This is a genomic window from Ectopseudomonas oleovorans (assembly GCF_003052605.1).
Classification (GTDB): Bacteria; Pseudomonadota; Gammaproteobacteria; order Pseudomonadales; family Pseudomonadaceae; genus Aquipseudomonas; species Aquipseudomonas oleovorans_A.
The window spans coordinates 1-25,017 of the sequence record NZ_QASO01000121.1 but is presented as its reverse complement, the minus strand read 5'-3'; the positions used below and the strand labels follow the sequence as shown (position 1 = coordinate 25,017).

Genomic DNA, 25,017 nt, shown 5'->3' with positions numbered 1-25,017 from the left:
GGCATGGATTGGTCTGATCAGGAGGATGACCTGCTCGATCTCGATCGGCAGGTCTGCTTTCCGCTCTATGCCGCATCCAATCTGCTGACCCGTCTCTATCGCCCGGTGCTGGCGGAGATTGGCTTGAGCTATCCCCAGTATCTGGTCATGCTGGTGCTGTGGAAACAGACGCCCCAGACCGTCGGATCGCTGGGCGATCGCCTCAACCTCGACAGCGGGACGCTCACGCCGCTCCTCAAACGGATGGAACTGGCGGGCCTGGTAACGCGCACCCGCGATGCCGAGGACGAGCGGCGGGTGCTGATCGAGCTCACCCCCGAGGGGCGCGCATTGCGCGAGGCCGCCCGCAATGTGCCGGCGACCCTTGCCGCCGGCCTCGACATGCAGCCCGATGACGTCATCGAACTGCGCACGCGGGTCCAGGCCCTGGTCGCGGCGCTGCGCGGACCGGCGCGTGCAAATGACCGTTAACCGACTTTCTCATAACCGACTTTCTCAGGAGACTCCCATGCTCAAGGTTCACCATCTCGGCGTTTCGCAATCGGATCGCATCGTCTGGCTCTGCGAGGAGCTTGAACTCTCTTATGAACTGGTCCGCTACGAGCGCGATCCGGTCACCCGGCTGGCGCCGCCGGAGTACAAGGCCCTGCATCCGTGCGGCACCGCCCCGGTCATCACCGACGGCGATCTGGTGCTTGCCGAATCCGGTGCCATCATCGACTACTTGGTGGCGCGTTACGGTGAAGGCCGGTTGACGCTCAAGGCGGACGATCCGGCATTCTCCCGCTATCTATACTGGTATCACTTCGCCAACGGCTCGCTGATGCCGAGCATGATGATGCTGATGGCCGAGGGCGCGATGGCGGAGACGATGCGGGCGCGGGCCGATCGCGGATTCAAGGCGCTCGACGACCATCTCGCCGAGGGGCACACCTGGCTTGCCGGCGATACGTTCACGGTCGCCGACATCATGACCGCGTTTCCGCTCACCACCATGCGCCAGTTCGTACCGCTCGACCTCGCGCCCTATCCGAACATTCTCGCCTATCTGCAACGCCTGGCCGCCCGGCCTGCCTTTCAGCGCGCCATGGCCAAGGCCGATCCGGATCTGGTGTTGAAACTCGATTAGAGCAATCTGAGCTCAAGCGCCTGTGGATTTGTTGCAACCCCATTTTTCTGGTTTCCACTCACTTCAACCATCAGTACTTTGGTTCGCGACATGATCGTTCAGGCTGAGGAACGCCAGCGCAATGCCCCAGGGATGCAGTACGCCGGAGCGGTGCTACAACACCTGGTGGGAGCCAAGCTTGATTGCGCTCTGGGAATAGGCAACTTTGAGCATAATAGCTTTTCCACTTCGGACGCACAGTCAGGGCGCGCCGGTGATTTCTTTATCGGAGATGTCGCATTGCACGTTACAACAGCTCCGGGTGAAGCCGTTATTGGTCGGTGCCGCGACAATATCGATGACGGTCACCGACCGATTATTGTCACTACATCGCGAGGCGTTTCAGCCGCAGAAGTCTTGGCTGAGAATGCTGGGTTAGGTGATCGTATAGACGTGTTTGAGGTTGAACAGTTCGTAGCTCTCAACTTGTACGAGTTGGGCAAGTTCGCAGCCGAAGGGCGACGCACAGCGGTCGGGGACGTTGTAACTCGATATAATGAAATTGTCGAAAACTTCGAAACAGACCCGAGCTTGAAAATCGAATTTAAGCAATAAGGTCCAAATAGCATGAAGGAGACGCCGGAGCAACGCAGCCGCACAATGCGAGCTGTTCGCTCTCGCGACACAAAGCCAGAATTGACTGTTCGGCGCTTCCTTCATGCCGCAGGGCTGCGTTACCTCCTGCATGACCGGCGCCTGCCTGGCTCGCCTGATTTGGTATTCCCGAAATACCGCACTGTGGTTTTCGTGCATGGCTGCTTTTGGCATCAGCACCCCAACTGCGCCGCTGCGTCTCGTCCTCAGACCAACACGGAGTATTGGTCACGGAAGCTAACTCGCAACGTCGAGCGTGACGAGCGCAATCGTGCCGAGCTGGAAGCGTCGGGATGGACTGTTCTTGTAATATGGGAATGCGAGATACGCAAACGGGATGCACTTGACCGACTGGCCAAGGCCATTCGGTCAAGTCGTGGGCGATAGGAAATCAGAGGATCAAATCTTCCTCGTTACTCGTTCTGTCTTAACGTTCATCATATTCTGTCGCCTGCCGGATAGTGGCTAACGCCTCCTGGAAGTCCTCCTGCGTCGCTCGACCAGTCTCGGCTTGGTAGTACAGGATCGTGAACATATTGGCGACCGCTTCCGCGACGGGTGAAATCTGCCGGGCGGTTTCCTGGTCGATGAACTTCAGGGCGGACAGCTTGGTCGCTGCCTGATGAATTGCTTGCTGAACTTCGATATTATGCGTGGCTGTCATGTGTCACCTCTCTGTCAGGTGGTATGTGGAAATGCGGGCCGGTGCACCATCACCGGCCCGTGTGCTTTTAAAGCCCGGTACTGGAAAACCCGGCAGCTTCTGAAAACGGGGTTTTCCCAGTTCCAACCACTGCATCATTGCTAATGCGTGTGCTGCTCGATGCTTCCACCCTACCAGTCGGGTTCGGGCGGTTCACAAAGGCTGCAATCTCCGCCTCAGCGTCTTTCTCTCCCTCGGTTGTTGGTTCGACAACCGGCACAAAAGCCGTCTCTGTGGGGGCTTCCTGGACCTCGTCGATCATATCCAGGGCAGCCATGAAATTACGTTGTGTCATCGTGGTATCTCCTTACGTGGCCTGTGGGCCTCGGTTCACAAAGCTGGCAACCTCTTCGTTACGCTCCTGCTGGCGTTCCTGGGCATACGAAACGTAGTCCCCAACGTCGAAGGTGTGCTTTTCCGGATCGCGTGCTTGCCACTCAGCGTGTGATTGGCGGGCCTTGTCCTGGTCCTCGCTGGACAGAGCATCAAAGCCGCCTGATTGGTTTACCCAGCCGCCGCTTCCACCGCTCAAGCTATCGCTATCGAACGACGGTGAAGCACTGTCCGCCCCGGCATTGCTATCGCCCTTCGGCTCCATGCTTTCGCGGATCGAGGACGCCAAACGACCGCCGGCAGTCTGGTTTACTTTGTCCTGAAACTTCCCAGCCATCTTGGACCCAGCCCCTTTAGCCAGCTCACCCGCCGTACCAGCCACCAAGGAAGCCGCCCTGCGAAAGCCACCACCTGAAGAGCCAGAGCTGCCAGACGGTGAAGAACTGGCAAAGCCCGCCGCCTGAGCAAACGGGGTATCACCTGTGCTCACATTATCGCTGCCCGTGTCGCCACTACCCCAGCCACCGCCGGTATCACCAGAGCCACCACCGCCGAAACTTGGCATGTCCCCCCCAGACATATTGGACTGTGCCTTGGTAAAGGCAGCCTTGATGGCACTCGCTCCACCAACGCTATTTGCCGCACCTCCCAGCATCGCCGCACCGGCCATTTTGGCCCCGGCCATTCCCATGCTTGCCGCTGTCATCGCAGCCCCCACGGCGGCCCCGGCACCAAAGGAGCCAACTCCCATAGAACCGACACTACCTCCTGTCACCAGGCCGGAAATCATTGGGGGAACCTTGTTTACCAGGAACAGCAAGACCAGGGATATAACGAACATGACGGCCAGCTCCTGGCTTGCCATGTTTTCCGCCCGCATTTGGCCGTGGTAATCAACAAGAAACTGCCTACCAATCGCAACGATCAGCACCATTGCCAACAACTGGGCCGCTAAACCAAGAATGGCTTTGTAGTAGTTGATGGCCATGTCTGAAGTCCAACGCGAACCGCCAAAGCCTAGGAAGAAAATTCCGGCATAAAGCAGTATCCAACTGGCTGCCAATAACAGCAGCAGATTGATGGAAATAAGTGCCAGAACCACCAACACGGCCAAAGCCATCAGCTCCATCATTAACGCGGTTGGAAACTGTCGCCAGCTCAGTTCCGAAGTGGCTTCAACAGTCTTATCGTAAAGCTCGAATCCCATATCCAGGATGCTCGATGGCCCAAGCGTGCTACTACCAAGCCCCCCGGCTTCGGCCCCGAGTTGCTGCAATGAAGCGATGATGGTTCCGGCGATATTCATTCCCTGTGTAGCATTGGAAAGCAGCCACCAGAAAAAGCCGGTGAACATGATAAAGCGGACAAGCTCGGCAAAGAACTCGCCAATGTCGGCCTTGCGCAGCGCCATCATGCCGAACGTCCAGACCATCGAGATAACAACGAGGGTCCAAAACAACCGAGTGGCAGCGGCTTCAATGGCTGGTCCCCATGTTGATGCAGCGGCGTGAAAGCGGTCCAGCACATCATCCATGATGTTAGTGCTGGACAGTTCCTGGGCCATTGCCGTATCGGACAGCATGACGGCGGCCATCACAGCCAATCCGCCAAAGACAAATCGTTTCATGATGCCCTCCCTCAATATCTGTCGGGGGAGCTGGGTTTGAACTCCCATTCACCCATTTGCTGAGCTTTTTGGAAAGATTCGCACTCGGCAGCAAACGCCTGGCGTTTCGCCTCGCTGCTGATCTCGGAAAGGGCCTGTTGATAGGCATCGCCGGTGCAGGTCGCCTTATTGGGTTCCGGTGGTGTGTCCTCACACCCAGCCAACAAAACAGCAGTGACGGCCAGCATAAGGAAAATTGCTCTTTTCATGCTATGTCCTCCTTAGTAGCGATCTGCTGAGCTGGGTTGGTATTCCCAAGTACGAAGCTGCTTTTCTCGTGCCTCCCCTCTGGCACTGTCATCCAGTTCAGACGCCAGGCGTGTCGCTTCGGCATTCTGCTGAGCAATTAGCAAACTGCGGATTTGCAGGAGCTGGTTGGCTTGGTTGCTGGCGAGCTGGTTGGCGTAGCCAATGGCGGCCAGTTGGCCGTCTGCACCTTGAGCGGCAGATTGCAGGCGTGTGAGCTGACGGGCATCGGCTTCCAAGTTGTCTTGCTGCTGCTCCAGGCCCTTAAACAGTGCGTCGTTGGCCCGCTTCTGGGATTCGGACGCCAAGCGGCGGTTTTCTTCCATCGCGGCCCGCTCGGCATCGCTGCACCCTGTAGACGAGAAGCAAGGCGATCCACGGTAATAGGCCACGTCCTGGAACTTGCCTAAGTAAGCATCGAGGCTGCCAAGCTGGTTCTGGTAGTAGGCAAGCGTGTTGGTCGCCTGGTTCAGATCGTTGATGGTGCGCTGCGCTTGGTCCCAAATGTGGGCCGCCGGGGCCATCGTGTTTTGCAGTTGGTTTTCGTACTGCTGCAACTGCGTTTGGTACTGCTGAATTTGCTTGGCCGTCTGCGCAACGGCTTCCAGGGCTGACATGATGTTTTGCGTCAGGTTGGTGCCGTCGATGACAGGGATGCCCGCTTGTACAGGCTGTACCAGGGTGATGAGAATCGAGGTTGCCAAGGCAACCGGTAGGATTGGAATTTTAGCCGCTAAAATTTTCTTCTTTCGCATGGTCAATACCTCTCGATGAGTAAATGAACGCTTGTGATACAAGCGTTAAAGTCATCGAGAAGCTGCCGAAGCAGCTAATCGGTAATTGACCAGCCCGATGCCGAAAGGCGGCCTTTTTTCTGTGGAATCACGGCATCAATCTCAAACTTACTTTGCTGGGGTCTTGGCTTTTTCGCTTAATCCAACTTCTCGACCAATGACATCCAGCTCAAGCGGTTGCACTGCCGCTGCCAGTATTTCCCGTATTTCCGCATCAGTGCTCCTGTCGTTAAGCGCCGCACGCACTTTTAGCGCCCGGTGAACTTCGGGAGGCAAATTACGGACAAGTACATTCGCCATGTTAATACCTTCTTGATGCACTAGCTACTAATGATATCAAAGATAGCATAAACAACAACCATGTTTTCTACCCACCTCACAAATCGGCGGTAGCCGGTAGCCTCGCAGAGCAGGATTACCCGTTGAGCGCCTCCGGGGCGAATAAGGGGAAGTGAAGATAGTTAATCGGCTCCGCCGGTTAGCTAACTTCACCTATCCTGCCCGCACCACAGCGTTGATTCTTGCGCGTACGGTATGTGCATTTCTGTGCAGTAACCTGTTTATTCCTGTGCAAACCGTTTTTTCCGAGCAAATCGACACTTACAGCGGTATGACAGCGCACTTATAGCGACTCGGCAGCGCTAAAATAGCGGTCTAGCAGCGTTTTGAGATGACTACTTTCCTCGCCATTCACTACACACAAAAACACAGCTTTCCTGTGAGCTACCTCATGTGGCTACCTTGCTTGTAATCCCGCCCCTCAAATGTCAATGAAACACGTGAAAACCCGACACATTTCCCTGCTTTACAAAGGCTTACCTATTACTCCACCCACTTGGCGGCCTTTCATTGACTTTTTGGGGCCGGTATTAGTTGAGGCATTTTTGCTGCGCCGCGCGCCCACCTTCGGACAGGTTTCAAGCACAATGTATATGCGAATAGGAATGTAGCGTTGTAGTATGTTGTATGGTGCTACTACATACTACAATCTACAAACCGCACACATTTCAGCCTGCTACCAGATTTTAACTGCCTACTATCCTGATGTATGGGAATACAGCTTTCCTGAGCGTCCCTGTAAGGCGTTTCAGACATTACCTCCTCTTCACCACTGTCAGCCTATGATCGACGCTCCTAGGGCTTATGAGGCCGGTTTGGTCGTCCTTCGGACGGATTGAACGCCAAGGAGAAGGGTTTGCGCCTGGCGAGCATACAAAATCGGCCTCCCTCTTGGCGTTAAAACATCGGCCGGAGGCCGATAGAATTGGCAAGGCATGAACGCGCCATTAAGGCGCGGGCTATGCCGCGCATGATGGATATTCTTTGGAATATCTTGGATCGATTTCCAAAACAGGCCGGAAAGCCTTGTCCTGCAAGCGTTTGCGCGATTGGAGCGGATACCGTTATGCCGGGGATGGGATACTGTTATGCCGGGGGACGGGTGCTATTATGCCGGGGAAGGGTGCTGTCACGCCGGGGGTTGGCATGGTTGATCCCTGGCCGCCTAATCTCCCATTTCCCCTTGGCGTATTCATGTACAGTCCAGCCCACTAAAATCAGTTCAGTCAACGCTTTTCGGGCCGTTTGGCGACGCTTTTTCAAGGTGTTGGGGTTCTTCGTTTCGTCCGGCCAGACGTAGTTGCAAAGGGTATCCAGTTCTACGCGTCCAGATTTACCGGCATCAATCCAGCCCGATAATCGCTGATGAATTAATCGAGCGGGATCGGTCTGTAGCGCCCGAACCTCAGTCATGTCGAGGCGAGTATGTGGACGCTCTCCCATTACAGCCTCTGCTAATCGAGGGTTCAGGCTGACAAACAGCTTACCTTCCCGGTCGTCGCTGACGTAATCGGACAGGATACGGAACCCCTGACGCTGCCCGTTACGTTCCACAATGACAGATACTGCCCATAGTCGCTCGATGCTATCGCGGATAGTTTTGAACTGGCTGCCTCCATCGTCGGCATATCCAAGTTCCCGGGCCAGTTGTCGGAAGCTGCCCTTAGCAACCATCGCGTCCTTCTCAACCGCGTCCCACTTGAGGTCTAGCAAGAGGCGCAATTGCTGCCCAACCTCTGACTCTGTTTCGTTTCGCAGCACAATCCCGCGCCCCCCATCACCAGAAATTGCGGCCATAGCCACAAGCCCTTGTAGGATACGAAGATCATCAACTCCCAGAGGCTCAGGTCCCCAGAAACGGATAGAATCCTCGCCATGGGTATAGGTTACGTCCAGCTTAAGCCGTTTCCGCTCTCCACGCTTCAGGCTACGAAACAAGCCAGGAGCCAAGCAATGGGCTGGGTCATGTCGAACATGGGTAAGATCAAAGCTCATCGCGCATACCACTCTTAGATTTATTGAATGGCAGCACTCTATTGGATTTACTCTGCTTCTCTAATACGGCAGGCTTTAGTACCCCTCCTTCATGTCGTCGATACCACTTGTCAGAGATAGGGGCAGAGTAATTAAGCTTAGGGAAGGACCATCGCACAAAATGGCGGCGGCATTCTTCGTCTACTCCCCATGTTTCGGCTTCTGCCGCCCCCATGCCAATTAAATTCGCTTGAAAGCGGGCGTTATCCGTGAGCACAGAACTGCCTCGGCTAGCCTGCTGAGCGTCGCCACTGTTAAACGCACCGGCTTTGTTTGTATGGTGCAGGAATAAAATGCTGGTTCTATTAGCTCTGCAAAGTTGTTCCATGTAGGCCAACAACCCTGCCATATGGCCTCCATCATTTTCGTCCAACTGATGAAACCGGCGTAACGTGTCGATTACTACTAGGCGAGCACCTCGAGTGACGTTCTCAATCCAATTCCGCCACTCTCCACTCATCATATCGGCACTGAAACCGACCAGAGGGACAACCGCTAAGTTGTTATACATGGCCTCACGCTGGCTGGTGTTGAGGTGTCGACCTATAGCGTGAAAACGTCCATTTAACACGTCTGCAGGATCTTCTCCGGTTAAAAATACCACTGGACCAGTGACCAGCCGCCACGCACTGTCCATCTCAGACAAATTCAATAGATCCGCACCGGTAGCAACCGTTACGGCAACTTGTAGAGCAAGCATGGTTTTACCTGTTCCACCAGGACTTACCAATGCTCCAACTGTTCCTGATTTGAAACCAGGAAATACAAAATCAAGGGGTTCCGGCTCGTTCTCAACAGCACTTCTTAAATCGAGCCACGAAATTTCGATGGCCATGCTGTTACGCCTCTATGGTATTGCCAGGTCGAGCAGCCTGAATGCCTGAAGACCTACGCTCCTCAATCCATTGCTCTACTTCTGACAAGTCCCATGCGACGTTTCTGCTGGTAAGCGCAATTCGGCGTGGGAACTCCCCACGCTGTTCCAGGTTATAAATTGTGCGCGTTGAAAGAGGGATCATCTCCAGGAGCTGCTTCCTGTTGATGAGGGTTTTGGCAGTGTGCATGGTCAATACCTCTCAAATGAATGCGCTTGATGTCTCAAGCGGACTATTCATCGAGTAGCGTCTGCTAATCGGTAATTGACCTTCCCGATGCCGGAGGGCGGCCTTGAATGGAAATTTGGCATCAATGTACGCCAATTATGCTATCAAAGATATCAAAATTAGCAACCATCGAACCTTTAAAAAAATGACAACTACCCACTTTTAGGCAGTCCATTCATCAATCATGTCAGCCCAGTCCTGCAACATGGCTGTGCGCTGCTCGCGATACTCGGCTTTGTTATAGATCGCCCTCACACCCTTTTGCTCATGCGCCAGGCATTTCTCAATCCAGTCGGTGTTGTAACCGGCTTCATGGAGCAAGGTACTGGCTGTTCGTCTCAAGTCGTGCGGGCCGAATTTGGCAAGCAGCTGCCCCTCTTTCTGAGCCAGCTTGTAAGTCATCGTCATCACCCGGTTCAGCGTGGCACTGCTCATGGGCACGTCAGAATCGTAACGCGACGGCAGCACATAATCCGATCCACCGGAGAACGTCTTCAAAGCGATGAAGATGTCCATAGCCTGCCTGGATAGAAACACCAGGTGAGGATTACGCCGCTTCATCCTTTCTTTGGGGATCGTCCAGAGCGCTTCGCTGAAGTTGATCTCACTCCAGGTAGCATTCGTCAGCTCGCTTTTTCGCACCATCGTCAACAACAACAGTTTGACCGCTGCACGGATCGATGGTGATGTACCAATACGCCCCATGTACTGATACATGATCCTGATTTCTTCAGGCGCCAGAGTTCGATCTCTCGGCTCAAATCTGGCAATGCTTGCTGGCCGCACCAGATCTGCCGGGTTCTCAACCTTCTGGCCTCGCTCAGTGGCCCAGCGGTATACCTGGAGTACAATCTCACGCGCATGAACCGCCGTAGCAGGCGCTCCACGCTCTACGATGGCGTCGGTCAATGCTCGCAAGTCCTCGTGAGTGATTTCGGTCAGCTTTTGATTGCCGAATTTTGTTTCCAGCTCTCTCGTATAAACCGAGCGGCGCATATCACGGGTAGAGTCGGCCATCTGGTAGCCACGTAGCCATTTTTCCGCCCAGGCACCAAAGGTTTCAGCTCCTTTTACACGCGCCTTGTCTCGGGCCTTCTCCTTCGCTGGCGACTTTCCATCAGCGACCATCCGCTTGGCCTCACCAAGTCGCTCACGGGCTTCTGCGAGAGTGATACCCCCAACGCCGTAACGACCAAAGGTGATCGTCTCTTGCCTGCCATTGATCGAGTAGTTGTAACGGAATGAGATGGAACCGGCAGGGGTGACAGCCACATAAAGGCCGTCCCGGTCATTCACTTTGTAGAGTTTATCCCTCGGCTTGAGGTTTCGCAGCTTGGTATCGGTCAGCAAGAGTCTTATCCTTCTTCGATTCCGATACCATGCTGAAAGATCACCCAAAATTCAGGCTTTAATCACAATAAAAACAGTAACTTAAGCATTTTCGATACCATGAAAACACAGGATCAAGCAGCATGGTATCGGCTATCACTCATGGCATCATGCCTCGATAATACCACCTCAGATACCACGCTCAAGCGGTGCTTCCCAATGCCATTGGTTGCCAGACAATGCCAGACATAAAAACAAAAAAGCCCATGAAAACATGGGCTTAAGCGTCATTTAATGCCAGTTAGTACCAGCCAGTGCCTAACGTGTGATCACTCCCACTCGATGGTCGCTGGCGGCTTGCTCGACACGTCATAGGTGACGCGGGAGATGCCGTCGATCTCGTTGATGATGCGGCCGCTGACGGTTTCCAGCAGCTCGTAGGGCAGGTGTGCCCAACGCGCGGTCATGAAGTCCACGGTTTCTACGGCGCGCAGGGCAACGACCCAGGCGTAGCGACGGCCGTCACCGACCACGCCCACCGATTTCACCGGCTGGAACACCACGAACGCCTGGCTGGTCTTGTGGTACCAGTCGGCCTTGCGCAGCTCTTCGATGAAGATGTGGTCGGCGCGACGGAGGATATCGGCGTACTCCTTCTTCACTTCGCCGAGGATGCGCACGCCCAGGCCCGGGCCCGGGAACGGGTGGCGGTAGACCATGTCGTAGGGCAGCCCTAGCTCCAGGCCGATCTTGCGCACTTCGTCCTTGAACAGTTCACGCAGTGGTTCGACCAGCTTGAGGTTCATTTCCTCCGGCAGGCCGCCAACGTTGTGGTGGCTCTTGATCACATGAGCCTTGCCACTCTTGGCGCCAGCCGACTCGATCACGTCCGGGTAGATGGTGCCCTGGGCGAGGAACTGGATGTTGTCCAGCTTGCTGGCCTCGGCATCGAACACGTCGATAAAGGTGCGACCGATGATCTTGCGCTTCTTTTCCGGGTCGGTTTCGCCGGCCAGGTTGGACAGAAACTGCTCTTCGGCATTGGCGCGGATGACCTTGACGCCCATGTTCTCGGCGAACATGGCCATAACCTGATCACCTTCGTGCAGGCGCAGCAGGCCGTTGTCGACGAACACGCAGGTCAGTTGGTCGCCGATGGCCTTGTGCAGCAGCGCTGCAACCACCGAGCTGTCCACACCGCCGGACAGGCCGAGCAGCACATTGGCGTCGCCAACCTGGGCACGCACGGCGGCGATGGCGTCTTCTACGATGTTGGCCGGCGTCCACAGGGCTTCACAGCCGCTGATTTCCAGCACGAAGCGCGACAGGATGCGACCGCCCTGCTTGGTGTGGGTCACTTCCGGGTGGAACTGCACGCCGTAATAGTGGCGCGTATCGTCGCACATGGCGGCGATCGGGCAGCTCGGGGTACTGGCCAGGATGCTGAAGCCTTCCGGCAGGCGGGTGACCTTGTCGCCGTGGCTCATCCACACGTCGAGACCAAGCACGCCGTCAGCGTCGACATGGTCTTCGATACCGGCCAGCAGTTGGCTCTTGCCGACCACGTCGACACGGGCGTAGCCGAACTCACGCAGGTCGGAACCTTCCACCTTGCCACCGAGTTGCTCGGCCATGGTCTGCATGCCGTAGCAGATACCCAGCACCGGCACATTCAGGTCGAACACCGCTTGCGGTGCGCGCGGGCTATTGGCTTCGTGCACCGACTCCGGACCACCGGCGAGGATGATGCCGCGCGGAGCGAAGGCGCGGATGTCTTCGTCGCTCATGTCCCAGGGGTGCAGTTCGCAATAGACGCCGATCTCGCGCACACGGCGCGCGATCAGCTGGGTGTACTGGGAACCGAAGTCCAGAATGAGGATGCGGTGGGCGTGAATGTCGTGGGCCATGGCCGTCTCTCGTAGGTATTCAGAAATGACACGGGGCTGATCGAACAGCCCCGTTATTCATACATTGTAAAAATCGATTTGCCGCGTCGCGAGCGCCGGACAGGCAAGGCGGAGAGAAACGAGAAAGCGGAGTTTGCTGAAGCAAGCATTTACTCACTACGTTCGCCCTCCGGGCCGTCCTTTCGGACGTTCACTGGCGAGCCAGTGTCGAGTTTTTCTCCAACGCCGCATGCGCAAGCGCAGCAGCGTCAAATCGATTTTTTCAGCCGACGCGGTAGTTCGGCGCCTCCTTGGTGATCTGCACGTCGTGGACGTGCGACTCAGCCATGCCGGCGCCAGTGATGCGCACGAACTCAGGTTTGGTACGCATCTCTTCGATGGTGGCGCAGCCGGTGTAGCCCATGGAGGCACGCAGGCCGCCCATCAGCTGGTGAACGATGGCACTCATCGCGCCCTTGTAGGGGACACGACCTTCGATACCTTCCGGCACCAGCTTCTCGGCACCGGCCGAGGAGTCCTGGAAGTAACGGTCGGAAGAGCCCTGCGCCTGCGCCATGGCACCCAGCGAACCCATGCCACGGTATGCCTTGTAGGAGCGGCCCTGGAACAGTTCAACTTCGCCCGGAGCTTCTTCGGTACCGGCCAGCATGGAGCCGATCATCACGGCGGAAGCGCCAGCGACGATGGCCTTGGACAGGTCGCCAGAGAAGCGGATACCACCGTCAGCAATCAGCGGTACGCCAGTGCCGGCCAGAGCAGCGGCCACATTGGCCACAGCACTGATTTGCGGCACGCCGACACCGGCGACGATACGGGTGGTGCAGATCGAGCCTGGGCCGATGCCGACCTTGACGCCATCGGCGCCGGCTTCAACCAGCGCCTTGGCAGCGGCGCCCGTGGCGATATTGCCGCCGATCACCTGAACTTCAGGGAAGTTCTCTTTCACCCAACGCACGCGGTCGATCACGCCTTTGGAGTGGCCGTGGGCAGTATCGACGATGATCACATCGACGCCGGCTGCGACCAGCGCCGCAACACGGTCACCGGTATCGGCACCGGTACCCACGGCAGCGCCCACGCGCAGACGGCCCTGATCATCCTTGCTCGCCAGCGGGTAGGCCTTGGCCTTCTCGATGTCGTTGACGGTCATCATGCCCTTGAGGCGGTACTGGTCATCGACGATCAGCACGCGCTCGATGCGGTGCTTGTGCAGCAGTTTACGCACCACCTGGGTGTCTTCGCCTTCCTTGACGGTGACCAGACGCTCTTTGGGCGTCATCACGTCGCGCACCTTGGCAGCCATATTGCTTTCGAAACGCACATCCCGACTGGTAACGATGCCGACCAGATCGCCATGATGCAGCACCGGCACACCGGAAATATTGTTCTGCCGGGTCAGGTCGAACAGATCACCCACGGTGGCATCGGCCTCGATGGTGATCGGATCTTTCACCACGCCCGACTCGAAGCGCTTGACCTTGCGCACTTCGGCAGCCTGCTGCTCGACGGTCATGTTCTTGTGGATGATGCCGATGCCGCCTTCCTGTGCCATAGCGATGGCCAGGCGTGCCTCGGTGACCGTGTCCATGGCAGCGGACAGCAGCGGGATATTCAGTTCGATACCGCGCGTCAGGCGGGTCTTGAGGCTGACATCCTTGGGCAGCACCTCGGAATAACCGGGGATGAGCAGGACGTCGTCGAAAGTGAGTGCTTCTTGGCTGATGCGCAGCATGGAGGGCTCCCGAGCGGGAAAATAAGAAGCGCGGCATTATACCCAGCGAGCTCATTTCACTCAATGCAAAGTGTGTCTCTAGGCAGTCATACCTCGAAACACATAAAATAATGATTCTCAGAAACTCTTGCACTTGAGTGCCAAATGAAATTCAACCGCTTTTCCTTGAGTGGCCAAGGCGCCGCCCTTCTCACTTTTTGCCTGCTTCCAGCAGGCCACCTGCTGGCCCAGGAGCTGGAGCTGCCCAGCCAGGAAGTCGTCGCGGCGCCCGTGGCTGACGAGAATGGCTACCAGGCCAAGCGCGCCAGTACGGCGAGCAAATCTTCAGTGGCACTCAAGGATGAAGCCCAGTCGGTACAGGTGGTAACGCCACAGACCATCGAGGACTTTCAGGTCAGATCGCTGGACGATGCGATGAAATTCGTTAGCGGCATGACCCAGAGCAACACCCTGGCCGGTACTCAGGATGGCTTCGTCAAACGCGGTTTTGGTAGCAGCGCCGATGGCTCCATCCTGCGCGACGGCATTCGATCCAGCCTGTCGCGCAACTTCAGCGCCACCACCGAGCGCGTGGAAGTGCTCAAAGGGCCGGCCTCGCTGCTATATGGCGCGCTGGAGCCAGGCGGCCTGATCAACGTCATCAGCAAGAAGCCGCAGTACAAATGGGGCACGCAACTGAGCGCGGACAGTTCCAGCTTCGGCGGCGGCAGCCTGGCAGTCGACGTGACCGGTCCGATTGCCAGACAGTGGCCTGGCCTTTCGCCTAATCGCCGAGAGGCAGAACGAGGATTACTGGCGCAACTTCGGCACCAAGGAAAACAGCCTGATTGCACCCTCGCTAAGCTGAGAAGGTGAACGCCTGCGCCTCAACATCGCCTATGAATACAAGGAATACAGCACGCCAGTGGATCGCGGCACGGTGATCGTCAATGGCAAGCCAGCCAATGTGTCCTACAACGACCGCTTCGGCGAGAGCTGGTCGAAGGCAGAGGGCATCGACGAATTGCTTACTGCCACCGCCGAATATCAGCTCAGCGACGACTGGTCGACCCGCCTCACCTATGGCTGGAACAACGAGCGCTACGACTATGCCGAAGCACGGCCGAATGTGCTCAATGCCAGCACGGGCGCAATGAGCCGCCGCTCCGATGGCAGCACGCATGACAACCAGACCCAGTACCTGGCCTGGGACTGGATCGGCAACGCCAGCCTGTTCGGCCAGCGTCATGACCTGCTGATCGGTGCCGACACCGAGCGAGTCGATAATTTTCGTGGCGATACCTGGCGGGGCTCGGCAGTCGGCGGCTTCAATATCTACAACCCCGTGTACGGTAATCTCGCCGCGCCCTCAACGCTGAGCCTCAAAGACAGTGACCGCAGCGACGAACTGCACTCGCGCTCGATCTACGCCAAGGACAACTGGCACCTGAGCGATCAATGGATTTTGGTACTGGGCGGCCGCTACCAGCGCTTCGGGCAACTCGTGGAACAGGGCCGCGGCGCTACCTATACCCGCACCACCGACCGTACCGATACCACCTTCCTGCCCTTCGGTGGCCTGGTATTCCAGCTGAGCGACCAGGTGGTGTTCTATGGCAATTACAGCCGCTCCTTCGTGCCCAATGCCTCGGATACCAGTACTGGCCAGGCATTCGATCCCGAAGAAGGTCGCAGCTACGAACTGGGCGTGAAACTCGATCTGCCTCAGGGTATCGGCGCCAGTCTGGCGCTGTTTGATATCGAGAAGAAAAACGTCGTGGTCACCAACAATTCCGTATCGGAAGCAGCCGGCAAGGTTGGTTCGCGCGGCGTGGAACTGGATATCAGTGGCCGCCTGAGCGAGCGCTGGGAGCTGCTTGGCAGTTATGCCTACACCGATACGGAAATCCTCGATGACCCGAGCGACGAAGGCAACGAGCTGGTCAACGCCGCACGCAATGTCGGCAGTCTCTACCTCGTCCATCACCTGCATCTACCCCTGGAGCTGGGTCAGTGGAAACTGGGTGGTGGCGCCCGCTACGTCGGCGAGCGTGCTGGCGACAACGCCAACACATTCTGGCTGGATAGCTACACCGTGGCCGATGCCTTCGTCACTTGGGACAGCCAATTGCTTGGAGAAAAGACACGCCTGCAATTGAACGTACGTAACCTGTTCAACGAGCGCTACTACCCCTCCAGCGGCGGCAATCTACGCGTTGCCGTAGGCGAGCCGCGCGAGCTGCGCCTGTCGGCCAGCGTCGAGTTTTGAGCCAATCCCGATGGCAACTGCTGAGCGCCTGTGGGAGGCGCTTCAGCGGCGACTGAAACCATATGAAGTCGCGGCTAAAGCCCCTCCCACAATCGGCTGAAAACCGCTCAAGCCGGATCGTCGACCCGCACCTGCCTCACGGCAAAGCCCAGGCGTTCGCCGAATTCTTCGACGAACGCCGGGCGCAGGCCTGCCTCAGCCCAGCCGTTGAAGATGAAACCCAGGTTGGAAAAGCCGCACGGCTGCAGGAACAGGAAGCCGTTGATGTCATCTTCATGCCCGCATTCCGGGCAGGTGAAGTTGTCGGTTTCCCCTGGCCACCACACCTCCAGGCTGTCGAACAGCGGCACGCCCACTTCCCTGCGGCATTCGGCACAGCCCGCTTCTTCGAGGAAGCTGCGTGTCGGCATATAGATGCAGCGGTGGGTGATGATTTCCAGGCCATTGTGAGCCTGGCCATAGGGCAGCAACTCTGGGCGCTGGGCGATACGCCGAGCGCCCGGCCCGATGGCGTAGGCCATGCCATTGCCGCCCTGGCCGCAGGTGGTCGGCAACGCCTCGACGATCTCCCGCCTGACCAGCCAGCGCAGCATAGCCTGGGCCTTTTGCTCGTGAGCGGGAAGCGTGGATATCTGCGGGACGAGGATCAGTTGCGCGGTCATGGTGTTCGAACGGTCGGCGAAGAAAGGCGGCAGCTTAGGCGCTGCCGCCGGCAAATCAAGCCCCGCGACAAATCACGGCAGTCGCCTGTGCTTCACGGCGGGCCACCCAGCGAGCACGCAACACGTCATAAACCCAGTTGAATGCCAGGGTGTACGGCAGGAAGAACAGGATCAGCACGATATCCAGCAGCAACGCCTCGAGCAGACCAATCGACAGCCACCAGGCGGCCAGTGGCACCAGTACGATGATCAAGCCCACCTCGAACAGCAGCGCATGACCGACCCGCGCCCACAAGCCGCGCTCGAAGCCCAGACGACTCTGTGCGCGGTCGAACAGGTAGTTGAACAGCATGTTCCACAGCATCGCCACGGTGGAGAACATCAGGGTCAGCACCCCCAGGTGCAGCAGCGGTTTGTCCATGAACCAGGCCATGGCCGGCGCGCAGATAAGCACGGCAATACCTTCGAAGGCCAGGGCGTGACCGATGCGCTCACGCAGGGAGCGCGGCAGGGGGTGAGTCATGAAACAAACCTCGTGATAGGTGACAACGAGCGCTATGATCATCGGAATATCAGCCAATCCAAAGGCAGCTGCCATCGGCAAAACCGATATGAATATTTCCCCCGACTCCCTCCAGGCCTTCGCCCAAGCCGCCAACAGCGGCTCGCTCAGCGCTGCAGCGCGGCGCCTGGGCAAAAGCCAGTCGACCATCAGCGAGGCCGTCGCGCGCCTGGAGATCGATCTGGGCGTGGCATTGTTCGAACGCGGCCCACGTAAGCTGCAGCTGACCGAAGCCGGTGCCAGCCTGCTGGCCCACGCTGAAGAAGTGCTCTGCGCCAGCGACCGCCTGGCGCGACACGCCGCAGGCTTGGCCAGAGGCCAGGAGGCGCGACTGACCCTGGCACTGTCCGACGCCTACCAGCCGAAACAATACGAAGTTCGCCTGCAGGAACTGGATCAGCGCTTCCCCGATCTGCAGTTCGAAAGCCTGATCGCCGAACAGGCCGATGTGCTCGACCTGATCACCCAGGGCCGCGCGCAGCTGGGACTGCTCGCCGCGCAAGCGGCCTATCCACCGCATATCGCCCACGCCCGCCTGGAAATGAGCAGCGAGTTCGGCCTGTTCGTCGCCAAGGATCATCCCCTGAGCAAGCTGCCACGAGTGCGTCAGGACGACTTGTCGCGCTGGCGTCTGCTGCGCCTGAGCAGCGTTGCCCATGTCGATGCGAACACGGACGAGTTGCCCGGCAGCGGCGGACGCTGCTGGGCCGCGCCGGACTACCTGATGCTGCTGGAGATGGCCCGCCTGGGCTTCGGCTGGGCCGAACTGCCCAGGCAACTAGTCGATGCCTACGGCTTTCGCGGCCTGCATGAACTGCCCTGCAGTGGCTGGCCACGGCAGGTAACGGTGGACGCCATCTGGTCGCGCCAGCGCGAACTCGGTCCAGTCGCGGCCTGGTTGCTCGACCGCCTGCAGCAAGACGCCTGATGAAGGTCGCGCTGATGTCGCTCTCGACTTATCATGCCGCCCCATGATCAATGACCCTTTTGCCCGCCTGAACCTCGACCGCGAGGTACTCAGTGTCAGCCAGCTCAACAACCGCGCCCGCCTGCTGCTGGAGGACGTGTTCGCCGGCATCTGGGTCGAGGGAGAAATCTCCAACCTCGCCCGCCCGGCGTCCGGCCACATCTATTTCACCCTGAAAGACAGCCAGGCCCAGGTGCGCTGCGCGTTGTTCCGGCAGAACGCCGCACGCGTGCGCCAGGCCCTGCGTGATGGCCTGGCGGTGAAGGTGCGCGGCAAGGTTTCGCTGTTCGAGGGCCGCGGCGACTACCAGTTGATTCTCGATGCCGTCGAGCCAGCCGGTGACGGCGCCCTGCGCCTGGCCTTCGAGGCACTCAAGGAAAAGCTCGGCGCCGAAGGTCTGTTCTCTACCGAACGCAAGATTGCCCTGCCCGCTCATCCCAAGCGCATCGGCATCGTCACCTCGCCCACCGGCGCAGTGATCCGCGACATCATCAGCGTGTTCCGCCGCCGCGCGCCGCAGGTGGAGTTGAACCTGATCCCCACCGCCGTACAGGGCCGCGAGGCCACGGCGCAGATCGTCCGCGCCCTGCAGCGCGCCGATGCGCAAGGTTACGACGCACTGATCCTGGCCCGTGGCGGCGGTTCGCTGGAAGATCTCTGGTGCTTCAACGAGGAAGTCGTGGCCCGCGCCGTGGCCGCCTGTGTCACGCCCATCGTCAGCGCCGTGGGCCATGAGACCGATGTATCCATCGCCGACTTCGTCGCCGACGTGCGCGCGCCGACGCCCTCGGCCGCCGCCGAACTGCTGGCCCCGGACAGCAGCGAGCTGGTGCAGCGCCTGCACAACCTGCAACGGCGCCTGGCGCTGCACATGCAGGGCCGTCTAGCCCGCGAACGCCTGCGCCTGGAAGGCGCCAGCCGACGCCTGCGCCACCCCGGCGAACGCCTGCGCCAGCAGGCCCAGCGCCTGGATGACCTGGACATGCGCCTGCGCCGCGCCTTCAACCAGCAACTGGCCAATCAACGCGAACGCCTGGCCCGCCTCGACGCACGCCTCGCCGCGCAGCATCCGGGGCGCAGCCTGGCTCTGTTGCGCCAGCGCCTGGATGGCCTGGCCACGCGCCTGCCGCGCGCCATGCACAGCCAGCTCCGCAGCCAGCGCCAGCAACTGGGTGCCCTGGCTGCGCAACTGCAGATCGTCAGCCCCTTGGCCACCCTGGGCCGCGGTTACAGCATCCTTCTAGACGAACGTGGCCAGGCCGTACGCAGCGCCGCGCAGACCCAGCCCGGCCAGCGCCTCAAGGCGCGCCTTGGCGAGGGTGAGCTAGACGTGCGCATCGAAGACAACCACATACAACCGGCGACCTTGTCGCTACTGGATTGAACTAATGCCAGCATCTCTGCGTAGGAGCGAGCTCTGCTCGCGAAGCTTTTTCAGCCCCTCTTTTCGCGAGCAGAGCTCGCTCCTACACAAGTTGTGTCTGTTCGTCCTGGCTCTGTGCCTGGCCCTGCCCGCCCACGCCGAAGGCTTTATCACCCGCCTGTTGAACAAGCCGGTGCCGGGTGGCGTGGCGGTGGTCGACCTGGGCAACCCGGCGCAGGCGCCCAAGGTGCGCTATCAGGGCAAGCCGGTGCTGACCGTGCATGAGGACAGCAAGCGCTGGATCGCCATCGTCGGCATTCCACTCAGCGTCAAGCCGGGCACTCAGCAGATAGAGGTCGAGGGCGGCCAGAAGCTGAATTTCCAGGTCGGTGCCAAGCACTACACCGAGCAGCGCATCACCATCAAGAACCAGCAGCAGGTCACCCCCAACGCCGAGAACCTCAAGCGCATCGAACGCGAACTGGCCGAGCAGACCCGCGCCTACCAGCAGTTCAGCGCACGCCAGCCGAGCAACCTGCTGTTCGACCGGCCAGTCAACGGCCCGCTGTCCAGCCCCTTCGGCTTGCGGCGCTTCTTCAACGGCGAAGAGCGCAACCCGCATTCGGGCCTGGATTTCGCCGCCAACCGTGGCACGCCGATCAAGGCGCCAGCCGCCGGCAAGGTCATCCTCATCGGCGACTACTTCTTCAACGGCAAGACGGTATTTATCGATCACGGCCAGGGGCTGATCAGCATGTTCTGCCACCTGTCCGAGATCGATGTGCAGCTCGGCGACGAGATCGCCCGTGGCGGCCATATCGGCAAGGTCGGCGCCACCGGGCGCGCTACCGGCCCGCACCTGCACTGGAACGTCAGCCTCAACGACGCACGGGTTGACCCGGCGATCTTCATCGGTGCGTTCAAGCCCTGAAACTACGCAGCCTGCAATACCTGCGGTTTGGGTTGCTGGCGTATTTTTGTTAGGGTACGGCGGCCAAAATGACCGGCTTTAAGCGTCGGTCTTTCCTCCTGCCTGCTTCGGAGCCGGAAATGCCGAATGAGTTCGATACCTGGATGGGTTGGCTGAACGAACAGCCTGAACTGCTCACCCTCACCGCCACCTTTGCCCTGATCGTCGCCGCCTGGCTGTCGAACTGGATCGTCAAACGTATCCTGGTGCGCGCCATCTACCGCGTGGTCGGCGCGACCACCCTGGGTCGCCATGGCCAGATCAAGGAAAGCGGCATCATCAAGCGCCTGTCGCACATCGTCCCGGCGCTGGTGCTGTCCTCCGGTGTAGCCGTGGTGCCGGGCATGCCCGAAGCCGTGGTAACGGTCACGCAGAACGTCTGCGGCGCCTTCATCGTGCTGACCATCGCCTTGGCCATCGGCGCCCTGCTGGACATTCTCAACACGCTCTATCAGCGCCGGCCCAATGCGCACCTGAAGCCGATCAAGGGCTACCTGCAGGTGATCAAGATCGCCATCTTCGCCATTGCCGCGATCCTCATGGTGGCGGCGCTGATCGACCGCTCGCCGCTGATCCTGCTCTCCGGCCTCGGCGCCATGGCCGCCGTGCTGATGCTGATCTTCCAGGACACCCTGCTGTCGCTGGTGGCCAGCGTGCAGATCTCCTCCAGCGACATCATCCGTGTCGGCGACTGGATCGAGATGCCTCAGCTCAACGCTGACGGCGACGTGATCGACATCGCCCTGCACACGGTCAAGGTGCAGAACTGGGACAAGACCATTACCACCATCCCGACCAAGCGCTTCATCAACGACCCGTTCAAGAACTGGCGCGGCATGCAGGAATCCGGTGGGCGTAGGATCAAACGTGCGCTGTTTCTGGATCAGACCAGCGTACATTTCCTCAGCGACGAGGAGATCGCACGGCTGCGCCGCTTCATGCTTCTGGATGAGTACCTAGATCGCAAGAACCAGGAACTGCGGGAGTGGAACGCCAAGCTGGCCGAGCACGGTAAGGAAGCGGTGAACACCCGCCGCATCACCAACATCGGCAGCTTCCGCGCCTATGTCGAGCACTACCTGCGTCACAACCCCAACATCCACCAGAACATGACCCTGCTGGTACGCCAGCTCAGCCCGACCGCCGACGGCCTGCCGCTGGAAATCTACTGTTTCACCAATACAGTGGCGTGGAATGCTTACGAAGGGATCCAGTCGGACATCTTCGACCACCTGCTGGCCATCCTCCCCGAGTTCGGCCTGCGCGTGTTCCAGCATCCGAGCGGTGCAGACATGCGCGAACTGCGGCCAGCAATCGTCGAACAGCGCGGGGCGGCTCAATGAAACGCTAGTGGTGCGTCCCTGAACGACGTGTTACAGAGCCTTTGCCCCAAAATCGGTCGGAGCTTGCCATGATTACCCTGCATCACCTGAACAACTCGCGCTCGCAACGCATTCTCTGGATGCTCGAAGAGATAGGTATTGACTACCAGATCAAGCGCTACCTGCGCGACCCGCAGACCATGCTCGCCCCTGCCGAGTTGCGCCAAGTGCATCCTCTGGGCAAGTCGCCGCTGATCACCGACGGCGAGCTAACCCTGGCCGAATCCGGCGCCATCATCGAATACCTGGCCGAACGCTACGGCGACTGGCTGCTACCGGCCGCCGACAGCCCGGAGCGCCTGCGCTGCCGCTACTGGCTGCATTACGCCGAAGGTTCGGCGATGCCACCACTGTTGCTCAAGCTGGTGTTCGACAAGTTGCGTAGCGCGCCAATGCCGTTCTTCATCAAACCCATCGCCAGAGGCATCGCGAACAAGGTCAGTCAGGCGTTCATCTCGCCGCAGCTGAAGCTGCATTTCGACTACCTGGAGAGCCAACTGAGCGAGCGCGACTGGTTTGCCGGTGATGCCTTCAGCGCTGCCGATATTCAGCTCAGCTTCCCGCTTGAAGCAGCTGCCGCCCGTGGCGTACTCAACAACCACCCGCGCCTGAGCGATTTCCTGCAACGCATCCATGCCAGGCCAGCCTATCGCCGTGCCCTGGAAAAAGGCGGCGCCTACGACTACGCCGACTGAAGACGGATCATCGAGGGACGGAGGCGAGCCTGTGCACGCCCCCTGGAAACACGATTCGCCGAAAACATCACTTTCAAAGCAATAAAATCCGCCAACAAAAGCTATCCAGCAATAAATCGGCGTTTTTTAAGCAAGCATTGCCATATCCACCTGCTATGGATAGGGTGCCCACATGAAAAACATCTTTCTCGTCCGCCAGCTCGCATGCCTGCGACTGGTCAGCCCGCGACTGCGAAGCCCCGCCTGAAAATCCGTTTTACATGGCCGCCCGGCCTCGTGTTCGACTCCCATTTCGCAGGATCCTCTCATGAGCATGCTCAAAGACCCGTCGAAGAAGTACCGCCCCTTCACCCAGATCCAGATTCCGGACCGCACCTGGCCGGACAAGATCATCGACAAGGCGCCGATCTGGCTGTCCACCGACCTGCGCGACGGTAACCAGTCACTGATCGAGCCGATGGATGCCGAGAAGAAGATGCGCTTCTTCAAATGCCTGGTGGCCGTGGGCCTGAAGGAAATCGAAGTGGGCTTCCCGTCCGCCTCGCAGACCGACTTCGACTTCGTCCGCGAGCTGATCGAAGGCGGCCACATCCCCGACGACGTGACCATCCAGGTGCTGACCCAGGCCCGTGACGACCTTATCGAGCGCACCTTCGAGTCGCTGAAAGGCGCCAAGAAGGCCATCGTCCACTACTACAACGCCTGTGCGCCGAGCTTCCGCAAGATTGTCTTCAACCAGGACAAGGCCGGTGTGAAAGCCATCGCCGTGGCTGCCGGTACCACCATCAAGCGCCTGGCCGATGCTGCGCCGGAAACTCAGTGGGGCTTCGAGTATTCGCCGGAAGTGTTCAGCAGCACCGAAATCGACTTCGCCGTCGAGGTGTGCAACGCAGTGATCGACGTGTTCCAGCCGACCCCGGCGAACAAGCTGATCCTCAACCTGCCGGCCACCATCGAGTGCGCCACGCCGAATAACTACGCCGACCAGATCGAGTGGTTCGGCCGCCACGTCGACCGCCGCGACAGCGTGCTGATCAGCGTACACACCCATAACGACCGTGGCACCGGCGTCGCCGCTTCCGAGCTGGCCGTCATGGCTGGTGCCGATCGCGTCGAAGGCTGCCTGTTCGGCAACGGCGAGCGCACTGGCAACGTCTGCCTGGTGACCCTGGCTCTGAACCTCTACACCCAGGGCGTTGACCCGGAGCTGGACTTCTCCGACATCGATGCCGTACGCAAGGTGGTCGAGGACTGCAACCAGATTCCGGTACACCCGCGCCACCCGTACGTCGGCGACCTGGTACACACCGCCTTCTCCGGCTCGCACCAGGACGCCATCCGCAAGGGCTTCGCCCAGCAGAAGGACGATGCGCTGTGGGAAGTGCCGTACCTGCCGATCGACCCGGCCGACATTGGCCGCGATTACGAGGCGGTGATTCGCGTCAACAGCCAGTCGGGCAAGGGCGGCATCACCTTCCTGCTCGAGCAGGAATACGGCATCAGCCTGCCGCGGCGCATGCAGATCGAGTTCAGCCAGGTGGTGCAGCGTGAAACCGACCGCCTCGGCCTGGAAATGACTGCTGCGCAGATCTATCAGTTGCTCGAAACCGAATACCTGCAAGCGCGCAGCCCCTACACCCTGAAAGGCCATCGTCTGCAGGAAGAAAACGGCACCAGCGCGGTGGATATCGAGGTTATCGAAGGCGCTGAAAAACACCACTGGCGCGGCATTGGCAAGGGCCCACTGGAAGCCCTGGCCGCAGCCCTGCCCGTCGCGGTGGAAGTCATGGACTACAGCGAGCACGCCATCGGCGCCGGCACCAATGCCAAGGCGGCTGCCTACATCGAGCTACGCGTCAACGGCGGTCGTGCCCTGCACGGCATCGGCATCGACGAGAACCTGACCACCGCGAGCTTCCGCGCCCTGTTCAGCGCGCTGAACCGAGCCCTGAGCCAGGCCGAGTCGCAAGCGGCCTGAGCCCTGAGCTGAACGCACAACGCCGGGCAATGCCCGGCGTTTTTGTGGTCGCGGTAGGGACGGCAGTTACCTGCCGCCCCCCGCACAGATCCGTACGTGCGGAACTACCGCATACGGCTCCTGCCTCAGGTTCGTGACGCGAAGCGTTCCTCCGGATAGGGATGTGCAGTTCTGGGCTTCGGTATGTAGATGTCTGCGAGACGACCAAAGCGTGACCACTGGAGCCGGTTACGCTGGCTGCG

At 59.1% G+C, this 25,017-nt stretch carries 24 protein-coding genes and 1 pseudogene; 11 read left to right on the top strand and 14 right to left on the bottom strand.

The window, feature by feature from the left end; all coding sequences use genetic code 11:
* The first annotated feature begins 3 nt into the window (after positions 1-3).
* Genes DBO86_RS20745 through DBO86_RS20730 form a run of 4 tightly spaced genes read left to right on the top strand, consistent with a single transcriptional unit; the run spans position 4 to position 2,149 of the window.
* Entirely contained in the window at positions 4-471 is a 468-nt protein-coding gene (locus DBO86_RS20745; protein ID WP_104097034.1) for a MarR family winged helix-turn-helix transcriptional regulator, read from the top strand.
* A 37-nt stretch (positions 472-508) separates the two neighbouring features.
* Complete coding sequence (locus tag DBO86_RS20740) at positions 509-1,129, top strand: glutathione S-transferase family protein (protein WP_104097033.1); 621 nt, start codon at positions 509-511, stop codon at positions 1,127-1,129.
* Positions 1,130-1,135: 6 nt separating this feature from the next.
* Positions 1,136-1,723: a DUF4928 family protein gene (locus DBO86_RS20735; RefSeq protein WP_341865950.1), complete on the top strand. Its 588-nt coding sequence runs from the start codon at positions 1,136-1,138 to the stop codon at positions 1,721-1,723.
* A gap of 12 nt (positions 1,724-1,735) precedes the next feature.
* Positions 1,736-2,149, top strand: a complete 414-nt coding sequence (locus DBO86_RS20730; protein ID WP_011785198.1) for a very short patch repair endonuclease — start codon at positions 1,736-1,738, stop codon at positions 2,147-2,149.
* Positions 2,150-2,189: 40 nt separating this feature from the next.
* Here the strand turns inward: DBO86_RS20730 and DBO86_RS20725 are convergent, their stop codons facing one another.
* From DBO86_RS20725 to guaB, 12 genes are all read right to left on the bottom strand, one after another.
* Positions 2,190-2,426, bottom strand: a complete 237-nt coding sequence (locus tag DBO86_RS20725; RefSeq protein WP_011785199.1) for a type I toxin-antitoxin system ptaRNA1 family toxin — start codon at positions 2,424-2,426, stop codon at positions 2,190-2,192.
* Positions 2,427-2,493: 67 nt separating this feature from the next.
* On the bottom strand, positions 2,494-2,760 hold the full coding sequence (locus tag DBO86_RS20720; RefSeq protein ID WP_011785200.1) for a hypothetical protein: 267 nt from the start codon (positions 2,758-2,760) through the stop codon (positions 2,494-2,496).
* 12 nt (positions 2,761-2,772) lie between these two features.
* Positions 2,773-4,425 carry a P-type conjugative transfer protein TrbL gene (trbL, locus tag DBO86_RS20715; RefSeq protein ID WP_011785201.1) on the bottom strand — a complete coding sequence of 551 codons (1,653 nt, stop codon included), beginning with the start codon at positions 4,423-4,425 and terminating at the stop codon, positions 2,773-2,775.
* A gap of 11 nt (positions 4,426-4,436) precedes the next feature.
* The gene (gene trbK, locus DBO86_RS20710) at positions 4,437-4,673 is read right to left on the bottom strand and encodes an entry exclusion lipoprotein TrbK (RefSeq protein ID WP_011785202.1); all 237 of its coding nucleotides are present in this window, start codon (positions 4,671-4,673) and stop codon (positions 4,437-4,439) included.
* A 12-nt stretch (positions 4,674-4,685) separates the two neighbouring features.
* Complete coding sequence (gene trbJ / locus DBO86_RS20705) at positions 4,686-5,465, bottom strand: P-type conjugative transfer protein TrbJ (protein ID WP_104097032.1); 780 nt, start codon at positions 5,463-5,465, stop codon at positions 4,686-4,688.
* 147 nt (positions 5,466-5,612) lie between these two features.
* Positions 5,613-5,804 carry a FitA-like ribbon-helix-helix domain-containing protein gene (locus tag DBO86_RS20700; protein WP_011785205.1) on the bottom strand — a complete coding sequence of 64 codons (192 nt, stop codon included), beginning with the start codon at positions 5,802-5,804 and terminating at the stop codon, positions 5,613-5,615.
* Positions 5,805-6,929: 1,125 nt separating this feature from the next.
* Positions 6,930-7,838, bottom strand: coding sequence for a replication protein C, IncQ-type (gene repC, locus DBO86_RS20695; RefSeq protein ID WP_011785206.1), 909 nt, complete (start codon positions 7,836-7,838; stop codon positions 6,930-6,932).
* The gene (locus DBO86_RS20690; RefSeq protein WP_011785207.1) at positions 7,828-8,712 is read right to left on the bottom strand and encodes a helicase RepA family protein; all 885 of its coding nucleotides are present in this window, start codon (positions 8,710-8,712) and stop codon (positions 7,828-7,830) included. The genes repC and DBO86_RS20690 overlap by 11 nt, the downstream gene beginning before the upstream one ends.
* A gap of 4 nt (positions 8,713-8,716) precedes the next feature.
* The gene (locus DBO86_RS20685) at positions 8,717-8,941 is read right to left on the bottom strand and encodes a helix-turn-helix transcriptional regulator (protein WP_011785208.1); all 225 of its coding nucleotides are present in this window, start codon (positions 8,939-8,941) and stop codon (positions 8,717-8,719) included.
* A 201-nt stretch (positions 8,942-9,142) separates the two neighbouring features.
* Positions 9,143-10,330: a tyrosine-type recombinase/integrase gene (locus DBO86_RS20680; RefSeq protein WP_011785209.1), complete on the bottom strand. Its 1,188-nt coding sequence runs from the start codon at positions 10,328-10,330 to the stop codon at positions 9,143-9,145.
* Positions 10,331-10,638: 308 nt separating this feature from the next.
* On the bottom strand, positions 10,639-12,216 hold the full coding sequence (gene guaA, locus DBO86_RS20675; RefSeq protein WP_108234702.1) for a glutamine-hydrolyzing GMP synthase: 1,578 nt from the start codon (positions 12,214-12,216) through the stop codon (positions 10,639-10,641).
* A gap of 262 nt (positions 12,217-12,478) precedes the next feature.
* Positions 12,479-13,948, bottom strand: a complete 1,470-nt coding sequence (gene guaB, locus DBO86_RS20670) for an IMP dehydrogenase (RefSeq protein ID WP_108234701.1) — start codon at positions 13,946-13,948, stop codon at positions 12,479-12,481.
* Between the two features lie 144 nt (positions 13,949-14,092).
* Between guaB and DBO86_RS20665 the strand changes: the two are divergent.
* Positions 14,093-16,196, top strand: a pseudogene (locus DBO86_RS20665) (TonB-dependent siderophore receptor).
* A gap of 107 nt (positions 16,197-16,303) precedes the next feature.
* On the opposite strand, the gene DBO86_RS20660 reads toward DBO86_RS20665, so the two are convergent.
* Both DBO86_RS20660 and DBO86_RS20655 read right to left on the bottom strand, forming a co-directional pair.
* Entirely contained in the window at positions 16,304-16,858 is a 555-nt protein-coding gene (locus DBO86_RS20660) for a sugar ABC transporter ATPase (RefSeq protein ID WP_104727046.1), read from the bottom strand.
* A gap of 55 nt (positions 16,859-16,913) precedes the next feature.
* Positions 16,914-17,381, bottom strand: coding sequence for a multidrug/biocide efflux PACE transporter (locus DBO86_RS20655; protein ID WP_104727014.1), 468 nt, complete (start codon positions 17,379-17,381; stop codon positions 16,914-16,916).
* 34 nt (positions 17,382-17,415) lie between these two features.
* Here DBO86_RS20655 and DBO86_RS20650 point away from each other — a divergent pair, with 34 nt between their 5' ends.
* The 6 genes from DBO86_RS20650 to leuA all read left to right on the top strand — a co-directional run bounded on the left by DBO86_RS20650 (position 17,416) and on the right by leuA (position 24,775).
* Positions 17,416-18,348 (top strand): LysR family transcriptional regulator, encoded by a 933-nt coding sequence (locus DBO86_RS20650; protein ID WP_104727013.1) that lies wholly within the window; start codon positions 17,416-17,418, stop codon positions 18,346-18,348.
* 43 nt (positions 18,349-18,391) lie between these two features.
* Positions 18,392-19,771 carry an exodeoxyribonuclease VII large subunit gene (gene xseA, locus DBO86_RS20645; RefSeq protein ID WP_074856574.1) on the top strand — a complete coding sequence of 460 codons (1,380 nt, stop codon included), beginning with the start codon at positions 18,392-18,394 and terminating at the stop codon, positions 19,769-19,771.
* Positions 19,772-19,862: 91 nt separating this feature from the next.
* A complete protein-coding gene (locus DBO86_RS20640) occupies positions 19,863-20,681 on the top strand; it encodes a peptidoglycan DD-metalloendopeptidase family protein (RefSeq protein WP_108234700.1) in 819 nt (272 codons plus the stop codon).
* Between the two features lie 119 nt (positions 20,682-20,800).
* Positions 20,801-22,063, top strand: coding sequence for a mechanosensitive ion channel family protein (locus DBO86_RS20635; RefSeq protein WP_108234699.1), 1,263 nt, complete (start codon positions 20,801-20,803; stop codon positions 22,061-22,063).
* A 68-nt stretch (positions 22,064-22,131) separates the two neighbouring features.
* Positions 22,132-22,797 carry a glutathione S-transferase family protein gene (locus DBO86_RS20630; RefSeq protein WP_074856582.1) on the top strand — a complete coding sequence of 222 codons (666 nt, stop codon included), beginning with the start codon at positions 22,132-22,134 and terminating at the stop codon, positions 22,795-22,797.
* 307 nt (positions 22,798-23,104) lie between these two features.
* Positions 23,105-24,775: a 2-isopropylmalate synthase gene (leuA, locus tag DBO86_RS20625; protein WP_108234698.1), complete on the top strand. Its 1,671-nt coding sequence runs from the start codon at positions 23,105-23,107 to the stop codon at positions 24,773-24,775.
* Positions 24,776-25,017 lie beyond the last annotated feature (242 nt).